Source organism: Dyadobacter sp. Leaf189 (assembly GCF_001424405.1).
Classification (GTDB): domain Bacteria; phylum Bacteroidota; class Bacteroidia; order Cytophagales; family Spirosomataceae; genus Dyadobacter.
The window spans coordinates 638,440-651,340 of record NZ_LMPS01000004.1; the positions used below are offsets into that span (position 1 = coordinate 638,440).

The following is a 12,901-nucleotide window of genomic DNA, read 5'->3' on the forward strand; positions in this document are numbered from 1 at the left end:
GTGAATATGAAAAACCTATTTAAAGTACTATACCTGGCCCCGGCCCTGTTCATTGCCTCCTGCGACAATGGTTTTGAAGAAATGAATGTTAACCCAAATGCTTCCACGGAAGTAGTGCCGGGTTACCTTTTCACCAGGGCGCAGCTGGTAACAGTGAGCAATAATTATACAGGCGCGGCTTACCTGACAATCGGTGGGTCAATGCAGCATTTTGCTACCTATAAGGAAGTACCCGGTGCCGGTGACAAATATTTCAACTTCGGTTACAGCCAGGCGAGCTGGAACCTGTACGGCGGAGACCCTGTGACACAAGGCGCGGTAATCGATATTGCGCAGGTGATCGACGCGGTTTCAAAAAACCAGACTGATATCAACAGGCTGTCTATCGCCAGGATCTGGAAAGCGTACCTGTTTCACAGGATTACTGATCTGTATGGAGATGTTCCTTATTTCGAAGCAGGAAAAGCATATTCAGCGCAGGATTTTACACCGAAATACGATGAGCAATCGGTGATCTATGCGGATCTGCTTAAAGAACTGGAAGAGTCGATCAATGCATTTGATCCGGCGCAGCCTACGTTCGGCAATGCAGACCTGATTTACAGCGGCAATATCACGCAGTGGAAAAAGTTTGGTTACTCTCTGATGCTGCGGCTTGGAATGCGCCTGACAGAGGTTGATCCTGCCAATGCACAGCTCTGGGTAAAAAAGGCGATTGCCGGCGGTGTTATTACTGCTGACTCTGATCTTGCCAAAATCGACTACGTGGACGGATCCATCACTGCAAGCCGTAACTTCATTTCGGCTGGTTTGATGAGCACCGACTATGTTTCTCCGGGCGGCGACAATGTGGAAGGCGGAAAACTGGCCAAAACGCTGATCGACCATTTGAAAATAACCAAAGACCCGCGATTGAATGTCATTTCGGTTGTATGGACAAAAGCTTCCCCAACTGCACCTTATGTAGCTGATACCGCTACTGCACTGCAAAAAGGAATGCCGAATGCAGCATTCAACTCACTGCCAGCTGATTTTGATTCGTACTCTGAGCCAAATCCCGCTACGATACTTCGGTACAACGCGCCCTTGCTGGTTTTCACACCTGCGGAAGTGCACCTGCTTTTGGCTGAGGCTGCTGTAAGAGGCTGGTACACCGGCGCTACTGCGGCTGCTTCTTACCAGGCTGCGGTTACTTCGGGGATCAAACAATGGGCTTTGTTCGGAACGGCGGGTATTATTTCCGACGCTAAGATCGCCGCTTACCTTGCTGCCAACCCTTACAAAACAGGTGGAACTGTTGCGCAGCAGATCGAGCAGATCTCTACGCAGAAATGGGTTGCCCTGTTTCTTGAAGACGAATATGAAATCTGGTCTAACTGGCGCCGCACAGGCTATCCAGCGCTGACGCCTACCAACTACCCCGGTAACCTGACCGGCGGAAAAATCCCGACGCGATTTGTAATTCCTGATTCGGAAGAGCTGTATAACCGCGACAACTTCTATGAAGCGCGTACCCGCCAGGGCGGCACCAACACGCTTTCAAGTCTGGTTTGGTGGGATAAGTAATAATTGAATGAATTTATTGAAGTGCAAATCAGACTTTCCTGACCGGGAAGTCTGATTTTCTTTCCTAATACCTATTTTTATCCACCCAAAACCTGATCAACAATTTTTAATTTATGAAATTCAAATTCCTGAGTTTAGCCGCAATTGCCTTTTCTGCTCTCTCATTAACCCATATCGTTGAAGCGCAAACGATCTCCAAAGAAGAACTGACATTCCTGACATCTGAATGGAAAGGTGAAAGATTTCCCGACGGTCGCCCGAAAATACCCGATGACCTGATACGCCGCGCCAGGGAGATCAACATTGAAGAAGCCTGGGTGGTTATGAAAAACGAAGGCTATAACTGCCAGTTTGAAGGCAACTGGAAAATGGTGCACCCCGATGTAGTAATCGCCGGGCGCGCATTGACCGCACAGTTCCTTCCCTCCCGTCCTGATATTGAAAAAAATATAAAAGAACGCGGCAACAAACAGGGCCGCATTGGAAATACTAACTCCTGGCCCATTGACCAGCTTTCCAAAGGTGACGTTTACGTGGCTGACGGCTTCGGTAAAATCGCAGAGGGTACATTGATTGGTGATAACCTGGCTAATTCCATTTATGCCAAATCGGGCAATGGTGTTGTATTCGATGCTTCGGTGCGCGACCTGGAAGGTTTGTCAAAAATCGAAGGCTTTAATGCATTCGTCCGCGACTTTGATCCTTCCTATTTGAAAGACGAATACCTGGCCGGATTAAATACCCCAATCCGCATTGGCCGCGCGGTAGTACTGCCCGGTGACCTTGTCCTGGCGAAGAAAGAAGGTGTAATTTTCGTTCCTGCGCACCTCGTTGAGAGAGTGATACAAACCGCGGAGTTCATCGCATTGCGTGACAAGTTTGGTATTCAAATGTTAAAAGAAGGGAAGTATACACCGGGCCAGATTGACAGCCAGTGGTCGGATACCTTGAAAAGCGACTTCCTGAAATGGCTTGACAAGAACCCGAACGAAATTCCTATGAAACGTTCGGAGCTGGATGAATACATGAAAAAGAGAACCTGGTAGTACGCATGAATATGTATAAGCTACTCTCAGTTGCGGCGGCAGTGTGCCTGCTGGCCGCCTTATATCTTGCATTGAGCGGGAACCTGCCCGCAGCCGGCCCGTTCTTCATCGGATTTTTCCTCGCATTGGCGATCAGTTTTCGTGGCTATGAAAAGCTGAAAGGCTTTACTTACACTACCGTGATTTTCGCGGCAGTTACCACTGCATTATACTACCCGCAGCATTTTCAATCATTCGGGGATTTCAAACTGGCTGTGCTGATCACGCCATTGATACAGATCATCATGTTCGGAATGGGCACTTCGATGAGCTTCGGCGATTTTGTCGGGGTTGTTAAAATGCCCAAAGGTGTATTGATCGGTGTCGTGAGCCACTTCATCATTATGCCGGGTATCGGCTATACACTGGCGAGTATCAGCGGTTTTCCACCTGAAATCGCGGCCGGTATTATTCTGATCGGCTGCTCTCCCAATGGAATGGCGTCCAATGTGATCTCCTATCTCGCCAAAGCAAACCTGGCGCTGTCGATCACGATCACGGCGATTTCCACCATGCTCGCGCCGCTCGTTACCCCGCTTTTAATGAGCCTTCTGGCAGGTGCCTTCGTTCAGATCGACACGCTGCATATGATGTGGGATATTATCAAAATGGTGATTATCCCAATTGGCACGGGGTTGCTTTTTAATAAACTATTCAGCGGAAAAGTGAAGTGGCTTGATGCTGCAATGCCGCTCGTTTCTATGGCCGGGATCGCATTCATTATCGTCATTATCACCGCTGCCGGGCGCGATAGCCTGCTTTCCATCGGACCAGCTTTATTGCTTTTGGTACTGATCCACAATCTGTCGGGTTATACCCTGGGATACTGGTCGGGACGGTTGTTCAAAATGAGCGAGCGCGACTGTCGCACGATCGCGATCGAGGTAGGTATGCAAAATGGCGGACTAGCTTCGGGGATTGCCAAGGAAATGGGCAAAATGGCCACTGTCGGATTAGCTCCGGCGATTTTCGGACCATTGATGAACATCACCGGCTCTATCCTGGCTTCCTGGTGGCAGGGCAAACCTACCGGTGATGAAGAAACTTACATTGAAACGGGAAGAGCGCATTAATCTTCCTCAATAAGCAGCTGCATAAATACAACATCCAGCCACTGATCGAATTTGAAGGCTATCTCTTTGAGGTAGCCTTTTTCGATAAAGCCGTATTTTTTATGAAATTCGATACTGCCCCGGTTCGCCGCGTCGATCACGCCGATCATGGTGTGAATACCCGATTCTTTCGCGCGCTGGATCAGGCTGCCAAGCAACCTCCCTCCTACGCCCATTCCGCGCGATTTTTCGTCGAGGTAAATGGAATGCTCTACACTGAACTTGTACCCGATTTTCGGCCTGAAAGTATTGTATGAACCATAACCGATCACCTTGCCTTCAAGCTCTGCCACGATCACCGGCATGCCGTCGTTGAACATCTTTTCAAACCAGGCAGTCTGCTCTTCCAGCGTTCTGGGTTCATAGTCGTAAATGGCGGTGGTGTTAAGGATAGCGTGGTTGATAATTTCCAGCAAAGCAGGTAAATCCCTGGGAGCAGCGCTTCTGATAATAAGATCCATCAAGTAATTCAGGTCGTTGTCAGGTTGATTGAGCGCGTTAAAATAAGGATTATTTAAAAAATTAAACGCAACCCAATGATCGAATTGCCTACTTTACCTGTTTTCGACTAAAAAGAGGTGCGTTGTCACCTTTGTGAACAGTAAAAGGAGTATGTTGAAACTTGAAATTCAGGAACGCAAGCGATACAGCCGGCAGATTCTTCTTCCGGAAGTTGGTCTGGAAGGTCAGGAAAAATTGAAATCAGCTAGGGTTCTGGTGGTTGGTGCAGGCGGTTTGGGCTGTCCGGTATTGCAATATCTCACTGCGGCCGGCGTGGGCGAAATCGGGATTATTGACCACGATCATGTAGAGGTAACCAATTTGCATCGACAGATCCTGTATTCGGAGGCTGACCTGGGTAAAAAGAAAGCAGTTACTGCCGCTGAAAAACTGAGTATCCTCAATGGATTTGTAAAATTCACGCCCTACCCTGTCCAGCTGACCAGCGAGAATGCGGCGGAGATCATTTCAGGCTACGATCTGGTGATTGACGGTTCGGATAATTTTGAGACGCGCTACCTGGTAAATGATACCTGTATTAAGCTCAACAAAACCTGGGTTTTCGGCTCCATTCTGCGGTTTGAAGGACAGGTATCTGTTTTCAATCATCACAACGGCCCTACTTACCGCTGTCTTTTTCCCGACGCAGAAGAAGGCGACAATTGTGCCGAGGCTGGCGTAATCGGCATTTTACCCGGCATAATCGGTACGTATATGGCCAATGAGGCAATCAAGGTGATCTGCGAAGTGGGACAGGTACTTTCCGGCAGGTTACTGCTGATCAACGCACTTACTAATGCAACAAGTACATTCGAGTTCAGCCGGAATATTCCTGTTCAAGACAGCCCCGTCACAGAGCCCGCTCCTTCACCAAAGCCAGTTGATGCCCGTGAAATGTCGCTGGAAGAATTTGAACGCATTCAGGATGCCGCTCCTGAGCAGGTCCAGTTCATTGATGTCCGGGAGGATTATGAATTTGAGGCTGATAATTTTGGCGGCACCAATATACCACTTTCCGAGATCCCCGATTTCCTGACCACTTTCCCAGATGATAAAACGGTGGTATTCTACTGCCAAAGCGGAATCAGAAGCCGACAGGCAGCCAAACTGCTTTTAAAAAGTGGCTTTTTAGGCGACGCCCGCTGGGCAGCCAACTGGTAGCAGCTCAGAGAAGAATACCTAAATTGGTTGAGTCAATTCAATGAATTTAGCTAAATTGGTTGAGTTCGTTCAATGAATTTAGCTAAATTGATTGAATTAAGTCAATAATTTGGCTAAATTTGACTTCACCTACCGATATTCAGCATGGAATTTCCGAGGTATATACTCAAAACAATAGAGGAGAAACTGAATTCCAATAAGGTTATCGTACTTTCGGGCGCCAGGCGAGTTGGCAAAACACATTTGCTCAACCAGATTGAGAAGAACTTTCAGGGGAAATCTCTTTTTCTAAATGGCGAAGATCTGGATACCATTTTTCTGCTTTCAGACCGGAGAATCGCATCCTACCGTCGTTGGCTAAAAGATATCAACTTACTGCTCATTGATGAAGCACAAGTAGTGCCTGAAATCGGGAAAGCACTTAAACTTCTGATAGACAGCTTTCCAAACCTTACCATTATTGCCAGCGGGTCTTCTGCATTTGAGTTGTCCAATCAAACTGGCGAGCCCCTGGTTGGCAGGCAAATCAGCTATCAGCTTTTTCCGCTTGCTCAAATAGAACTTTCTTCTCAGGAATCATATCTACAAACCCGACAGCAACTTGAAAACAGACTGGTATTTGGAAGCTATCCTGACATTTTACAGATAACCAATACAGAAGAGCAAAAAGAATATCTGAAAGGCCTGGTAAATGCTTACTTGCTTAAAGATATCCTCATGTTTGAGCAAGTGAGATACTCACACAAAATGCTTCAACTACTCCAACTGATTGCTTATCAAATTGGACAGGAGGTTTCTTATGAAGAACTTTCAAAATCACTGCAGATTGATCGAAACACCGTCGAGCGATACCTTGATCTTTTCTCAAAAGTATTTATCATTTTCAGGATCGGAGGTTTTAGTAAAAATCTTCGAAAAGAGGTTACTAAGTCTTCAAAATGGTACTTCTTTGACAATGGGATCAGGAATGCATTAATTAACAACTTTTTACCGGTACCGCAACGTCAGGATATCGGTGCGCTTTGGGAAAATTACCTGGCAGCAGAGCGAATGAAGGTTAATTCCTATTCAAGAAAAGACCCGTTTGTTTATTTCTGGCGGACTTACGATCAGCAGGAACTTGACTGGCTGGAAGTAAGGAACGATCAGCTGAAAGGGTATGAGTTCAAATGGAAAGAGAATAAGATCAAATTCCCCAAGGCGTTCGTAGAAGCTTACCCCGAAGCTGAAACACACTGGATAAATCACGACAATTTCATCGATTTTGTAAATGGGGAGATTTAACGATTAGATTTGCAGGAAAGACTGCTGAACATGATTTCTGATTTCGGATATATACTTCTTTTTATCATTGCAGCCCTGGTTCTCCTCGGCGTAATGCTCACGATTGCCAAGTTCTTGCGCCCGCACAAACCCAATGAAGAAAAGCTGACAACCTACGAATCCGGCGAAGACCCGCTTGGTAATGCGCAGATCCAGTTCAACGTCCGTTTTTATATTGTTGCGCTGGTCTTTGTTTTGTTTGAGGTCGAGCTGCTGTTCCTTTTTCCCTGGTCCGTTGTTTTCGGCAACGAAGATCTCATTGCGCAGACTAACGGAGAATGGGGCTGGTTTGCCATGGCAGAAATGACCGTTTTTATCGGTATACTGATCCTGGGCCTGGCTTACGCCTGGGTCAAAGGCTACCTCGACTGGGTGCGCCCCAAACCACAGATCCCGGAAGTGAAATCACTGGTACCGGCTGATATGTACAAGCAGGTCAACGAGCGGTATAAGGCAAGTTGACCAGCTGTTTAGCTTAATGCATTTTACCCCACTTCTTATCGCCCGGTTTAGGGAAAACGACAAATCCGACCTGTACATAAACCTGGTTCACTTTCAATGAAGACAGATCGCTGATCGTGACATTCTCGCCCCGCCATTTTCTTTTTCCAAGCAGCGGCTGGTGATAGGTTACCTTTCCGCTCAGGTACACTTTGTCATTTACTTTCGGGAAAAGATTCATTTTGTAATCAACTCCCAAACCTCCGTGAATGTTGATATTGGGTGTAAAAAGCTTCACCGCCTGAAAAGAAGAAGGATTGTTGATAACCTGGCCGATGCTCGCATTTCCATTGCTCTTGATATTCAGCCGGTACAGCATCACATCCACACCCAGAGGAATCATTACATTCCAGCGAGAAGTATTCACGAGTTTCGGACCGCCGTCCGTCCCGATCCCGATTCCCGATAGATACGCTTTTTTTACATTCTTATCAGTAGTGTAGTTGGTGCTGTTCATGATGATGATCCGGCCTTCCGAAAACCATTTTTCTGATTCAGTCCGCCGCGCGAGTACAATCGATCCCATCAATCCTTCAAATGGTTTCACACCAAGCTGCGTCAGTTGATCGCGTATGGCTTTATTGTTGGGCAAGAGACCTAATTCTGCATAAATCGCCATTCCGCTTTTGAATAATCTGACTGTTGTATCAGCATCTGTCTGCGCATTTGCAGCCCCGGAAAAAACGATTAGAAAGGAAGCGATGAGAAGTAATTTGTTTTTCATATAGTTGTAGTTAAATGCATTTGTTTTGTAACGCAGGCGGAAACCGTTTCTTGCCAATTATGGTTACAATTGTGACGTCTGTATCACAATAACAGGCAAAATTTGTACCAACCAGATAGCAGTATCTGATAGCGAGATGAGTGAACGAGCAAAAACCGGAGACGGAGGAATTATATTAACTAACGCTGAGGACCTTATGAACTGGGCGCGGCTCTCGTCGTTGTGGCCCATGGGATTTGGTCTTGCCTGCTGCGCCATTGAAATGATGGCAGCGTACGCGTCCAATTACGACCTGGAAAGGTTCGGGATCATGCCGCGGCCTTCCCCAAGACAGTCGGACGTGATGATTGTGGCAGGTACTGTTACTTTTAAAATGGCTGACCGTATCAGGAGATTATATGAACAAATGCCTGAACCGCGCTACGTTATTTCAATGGGAAGCTGCTCCAACTGCGGCGGTCCATATTGGGAACATGGGTACCACGTGGTAAAAGGAGTTGATAGGATCATCCCGGTGGACATATACGTTCCCGGCTGTCCGCCAAGACCTGAGGCGCTGATCGGCGGGTTTATGAAATTGCAGGAGAAGATCAGGAATACCAAAGAAGTCGCACCCGCATTGTTCCTTGAAATGGAAGCTGCGGAAATGGTAACCGCCTAACTTTTTAATAAATGAATTTTCAAGAAATTACTTCCCTGATTGTTGCCCGGTTTCCGGAACTGGCGATTGATGCGGATACCAAAAACCCGCAGCCCGTTTTGATAGTACCAAAAGAGAATATTGCGGAAGTATGTCAGTTCCTGCACGAGGATAACCGCTTGTTTTTCGATTTCCTGGCTTGCATTACAGCTATTGACAATGGACCCGGACTGGCCACAATGGAGGTGATCTACAATATGACTTCTATTCCTTACCAGACAGATTTCACGATCAAGTCCGTATTTCCGAGGAATAATCCGGAAGGTGACTTGCCGGTGGTACCTACGGTAAGCCACATCTGGCGCACTGCCGAGTGGCACGAGCGGGAAGCTTATGATTTAATGGGTATTTATTTTGAAGGACACCCGGATCTGCGCAGGATCCTGCTGCCCGAGGACTGGGAAGGTCACCCGCTCCGCAAAGATTACCAGGCGCGGGAGCGCTACCACGGCATATATGTAAGGTATGAAGATGGCGGACCGGGCCAGGAACTGGTTGGCCCCGACCATACATTGTAATTGTACCTGCTGCTGAAATAAACTTTCAAATTTGGAGGCGTAAAAAAGGCTGGCTATTTTTCGTTATCAATCTCAATAGTCACGTGCATGCGCTTCATCTTACTTTTCGCCCTGTTTTCAGGTTTGTTTCAGGTTTCTCAGGCTTCGACAGATTCGCTGATCATCAAGGGCAGGATACTCAACCTGAACGGCCGGCTGTACAGGCAGGCTTCCTTTATTAATTTTTCCCGTAACAACATACTGCAGCCACAGTCGGAGCTCAGCAAACAGGCGCCGCTGGAACCTGACGGCAGTTTCAGGGTTTCACTTCCCATGATTTTTACGCAGGAAGAAATATACCTTGATTATGGTGGAAAAGCATTCACAACTTTCCTGGGTTCCCCCGGTACTGTTGAAATCACTTTCAATGGAGATTCCCTTAATACCACAGGTAAACTGTTTTATTTCGCGGGTGTGAATGCGGATGCCAACAATCAGTATCCGCTTTATATTCAGGAAGAAAACAAGCGCCTCAGCGCCAACAAGGCACTCGGCTCCGAATTTTTCAAATCGTTCTGGGAGCGCAGTGCCGCTCAGGCGAGGTCGCTTGCCGAGCAGCGGGCTGCGTTGCGTACCGGCGCAGTACAGGCCGCGTCCCTCAACTCGGTCCCCTCGCCTGCTTTATTGCAATGGGTGAAGTCAAATGCCGAGGAAGAGCAAATGCAAATCCTCTTTGAGCATTCATTAAGCAATTTGTATGAAATAAGTGATGCACTGAAAGACAGTCTTAACCGCCTGGCCAAGCCGCCTTTGACGGGTCAACGCGTGATATGGGCGAGCCGGTTTGGCGACTATGCCGACCTGCTGGTGCAGCAGCAGCGGATCAATAGCCCAACCCGTACCAATTCACTACCGGTAAGATTAATGGCAACGCTGATCAGAACTTACAGCAATACCCTCACACCTGACGATAAACAGCGGCTGGAACAAATCACATTGAATGGCGTTGCCGAAAAGGCACAGCTTGATTTTTTGAACAAGCTTTTTGCAAAAAACGAAACGACGCTGAACATTCTTTTTAACTATGAAAGAGAAAGCAGGAGCTATAATGATCTGTTCGACAGCACTGCTACCGAGTTCCTGAACGCACGTTACCTATCCCGCAACCTTTATAAATTCACCTATAAACAGCAGCTCCTGCTCAACAGGCACATTCAATCGAGAAACGGCATACCGCAATTCAGGCAGTCGCTTGACGAGCTTGTGCGACTGGAAGTGAAAGACAGTGCGGATATCAGCAAGCTCGCCAACTTCAAAAATGCGAGAACGCTGCCCACAGAAGCATTGCCAGGTTACTACCTGACCGCTTCCAACGATCGCGGCAATACCTGGGTCAACCAGATCCTTGATAGTTACAAAGGCAGTACGATCTATCTGGTCAAATGGAGCATGGAAGATGCGAAAAGCCGCGAAGAGCTGGGCTTCATCCCGATGCTGCAATCCCGCCTGCCTGAAAACGTGAAGTTTCTTTTTGTTCACCTGCCAGGGCAGGAATATGGTTTTTCGGATGAACTGCTGCGCCAGTACCTGGTAAGGCACCAGCTTAAAGGCACACATGTATTCCTGAGTGACAATCAGGCTATGGACTTGCTTTTCAGATTGAATCCGCTGGATGCAGGCACATTCGCGATTATCAGGCCAAACGGGAAATTTGCCTTGAAAAATGCCCCAGCTCCGAGTGCGCTTGACAAAACTGTGAAAGCTATTCTCGACGCAAATAAGTAATATCACCTTTCAGGACGATTAAATAGCCGCCCTTTAAACTGCCGCATACCTTTGGTTCCCGCGTTTACGTTAATTCTGTCTATTGGAATTCACATCTCTCATGTACAAGTATCTGGTACTGTTTCTTCTGTTCTCTGCCATCGCATCGGCCCAAAATCCCGATAGCGCGGCAGTTTACAAAAGTGATAGTGTGCGGTACACCAACCTGAAAGCGCGTATGTCGAAGACGAAGTTTTCGCGGGCGGTGTACAGGTTGCTTTTCCGGGATGTTTACAACCAGGGCAAGATCAAGGAGGTGAAAGAGATCGAGACCAACCCTTTTACGCCTTATGAGGGAATGGTTATCCGGAAGATCTACATTCGCCAGCTGGATATCATGGGCGAGTCTGTTTACGATACCACGCGTACCGGCAACCGGCTCGAACGGTTTTTGAGCAAAACGCTGCACACCAATACGCGGGAGGGGATTATCCGCAAATCTTTCCTGCTGTTTTCGGAAGGAGACGATATCCAGGCGCAGGTACTGAAAGATAACGAACGTCTGCTGCGTGAAAACCGCACCATTCTGGATGCGCGTATCATTGTCGTACCGCGGAGCGATGTAACCTGGATGGCCGACGTGGTGGTACTGGTGCAGGATTCGTGGTCACTTAACTTCGCAGGCGGGTTCAGTGGTTTCAATAAGTTCAATGCATCTGTTGAGAACATCAATGTCCGCGGGACCACACATTCCCAGCGCACGGGAATCCGGTGGAACGCCAACGATACCATTCAGAAATTCCAGTTCAGGAGCATTTATACCATTCCTTATATAGGAAAAACGTTCATCACCGGTCAGGCCAACTTCATTCTTGAACGGGATGTAAAGGAACAGTCGATCCGCTTTTTCCGTCGCTTTTTAACCAATGAAACCAAATACGCCGGCGCGCTGGAAATCGGGCATACCAATGTGCGGCAGTACAAGCGAAGGCTGGACGATACCGATGTGGAAATCCGCTTTCCCACCGAATATGCTTATTACGACGCCTGGATCGGCCGGGCATTCAAGTTTCCATTCCCCGACAGCAGGCTTGCCAAAAACTCACGGATTGTGACTGCATTCCGGCACAATAAGTACCACTTCGAAAAACGCCCCCAAGTATCCGCCGATCTCAACAAAATATACTGGAACCGCAGTGCGACCCTCGTTAGTTTGGGATACTCCAACCGTAACTACAAACGCGACGTTTTGATCTACGGTTTTGGTAGAACGGAAGACGTGCCGATAGGCAGCCTTTTCGCATTGACGATCGGGAGAGAGAATACCGAGTTCGGGGTGCGTGGGTATGGCGGTGTGCAATTTGCCACGGGTAACTACATCCCGCACAACCTGGGCTACATGTACTTTCTTGCCAATGTGGGGACTTACTCCAAAAACGGGGTTGCACAGCAGGGTGTGATCAATGGACAGCTGAACTACATCAGCAACCTGATCCCATTCAGATACAGTTTTTTCCGTCAATTCCTTACATTTCGCTACACCCACGGAATCCGCCGCGATCCGCTCGATTACCTGAATATCAGCGGAGAGCAGGGTATCCGCGGCATTAACAATGATCAGCTGATCGGTACGAAGCGGCTCACAGTAGGGACGGAAACCGTTTTCTTCTCGGATAAGAGTTTGCTCGGGTTTCGTATCGCCTACTTTGTTTTCGCAGATCTCGGGCTGGTCAATGGAGTTTCTTCGCTCTGGAGCGGGCCGCTTTACCAGGGTTACGGGCTCGGACTCAGGCTGAGAAATGAGAATCTTACCTTTAATACATTACAAATCCGCGTAGGATATTACCCCAACATACCGGGCAACACAGCAGAGTGGCGATTTGGAGCGAGCGGCAACGTTCCGCTGCGTTTGCGCGACTTCGATATCTCAGCGCCTGCTATTGTTCCGCTGCAGTAATTTTGCAAAA

12 protein-coding genes are annotated in these 12,901 nt (G+C 47.8%); 10 read left to right on the plus strand and 2 right to left on the minus strand.

Annotation, left to right across the window (positions count from 1 at the left end; all coding sequences use genetic code 11):
- Positions 1-6 precede the first annotated feature (6 nt).
- From ASG33_RS12030 to ASG33_RS12040, 3 genes are all read left to right on the plus strand, one after another.
- A complete protein-coding gene (locus tag ASG33_RS12030; RefSeq protein WP_056285000.1) occupies positions 7-1,566 on the plus strand; it encodes a SusD/RagB family nutrient-binding outer membrane lipoprotein in 1,560 nt (519 codons plus the stop codon).
- Positions 1,567-1,679: 113 nt separating this feature from the next.
- Positions 1,680-2,612, plus strand: coding sequence for an RraA family protein (locus ASG33_RS12035; protein ID WP_082489195.1), 933 nt, complete (start codon positions 1,680-1,682; stop codon positions 2,610-2,612).
- Between the two features lie 5 nt (positions 2,613-2,617).
- Positions 2,618-3,724, plus strand: a complete 1,107-nt coding sequence (locus ASG33_RS12040) for a bile acid:sodium symporter family protein (protein WP_056285003.1) — start codon at positions 2,618-2,620, stop codon at positions 3,722-3,724.
- Here ASG33_RS12040 and ASG33_RS12045 read toward each other — a convergent pair.
- Positions 3,721-4,224 (minus strand): GNAT family N-acetyltransferase, encoded by a 504-nt coding sequence (locus ASG33_RS12045; RefSeq protein WP_056285006.1) that lies wholly within the window; start codon positions 4,222-4,224, stop codon positions 3,721-3,723. The two genes, ASG33_RS12040 and ASG33_RS12045, sit on opposite strands and share 4 nt — an antisense overlap.
- A 151-nt stretch (positions 4,225-4,375) precedes the next feature.
- Here ASG33_RS12045 and moeB point away from each other — a divergent pair, with 151 nt between their 5' ends.
- The 3 genes from moeB (at position 4,376) to ASG33_RS12060 (ending at position 7,210) form a co-directional block, all read left to right on the plus strand.
- Positions 4,376-5,425, plus strand: coding sequence for a molybdopterin-synthase adenylyltransferase MoeB (gene moeB, locus ASG33_RS12050; protein WP_056285008.1), 1,050 nt, complete (start codon positions 4,376-4,378; stop codon positions 5,423-5,425).
- Positions 5,426-5,569: 144 nt separating this feature from the next.
- Positions 5,570-6,709: an ATP-binding protein gene (locus ASG33_RS12055; RefSeq protein WP_056285011.1), complete on the plus strand. Its 1,140-nt coding sequence runs from the start codon at positions 5,570-5,572 to the stop codon at positions 6,707-6,709.
- Between the two features lie 30 nt (positions 6,710-6,739).
- Positions 6,740-7,210: an NADH-quinone oxidoreductase subunit A gene (locus ASG33_RS12060; RefSeq protein ID WP_056286444.1), complete on the plus strand. Its 471-nt coding sequence runs from the start codon at positions 6,740-6,742 to the stop codon at positions 7,208-7,210.
- Positions 7,211-7,223: 13 nt separating this feature from the next.
- Here ASG33_RS12060 and ASG33_RS12065 read toward each other — a convergent pair whose 3' ends face one another.
- Entirely contained in the window at positions 7,224-7,973 is a 750-nt protein-coding gene (locus ASG33_RS12065) for a hypothetical protein (RefSeq protein WP_056286446.1), read from the minus strand.
- Between the two features lie 136 nt (positions 7,974-8,109).
- Here ASG33_RS12065 and nuoB point away from each other — a divergent pair, with 136 nt between their 5' ends.
- From nuoB to ASG33_RS12085, 4 genes are all read left to right on the plus strand, one after another.
- Positions 8,110-8,634 carry an NADH-quinone oxidoreductase subunit NuoB gene (gene nuoB, locus ASG33_RS12070; RefSeq protein ID WP_056285014.1) on the plus strand — a complete coding sequence of 175 codons (525 nt, stop codon included), beginning with the start codon at positions 8,110-8,112 and terminating at the stop codon, positions 8,632-8,634.
- 11 nt (positions 8,635-8,645) lie between these two features.
- Positions 8,646-9,191, plus strand: coding sequence for an NADH-quinone oxidoreductase subunit C (locus ASG33_RS12075; RefSeq protein WP_056285017.1), 546 nt, complete (start codon positions 8,646-8,648; stop codon positions 9,189-9,191).
- An 87-nt stretch (positions 9,192-9,278) separates the two neighbouring features.
- Complete coding sequence (locus ASG33_RS12080) at positions 9,279-10,955, plus strand: hypothetical protein (protein WP_229238625.1); 1,677 nt, start codon at positions 9,279-9,281, stop codon at positions 10,953-10,955.
- A 100-nt stretch (positions 10,956-11,055) separates the two neighbouring features.
- The gene (locus ASG33_RS12085; protein ID WP_056285022.1) at positions 11,056-12,891 is read left to right on the plus strand and encodes a hypothetical protein; all 1,836 of its coding nucleotides are present in this window, start codon (positions 11,056-11,058) and stop codon (positions 12,889-12,891) included.
- The last annotated feature ends 10 nt before the right edge of the window (positions 12,892-12,901 follow it).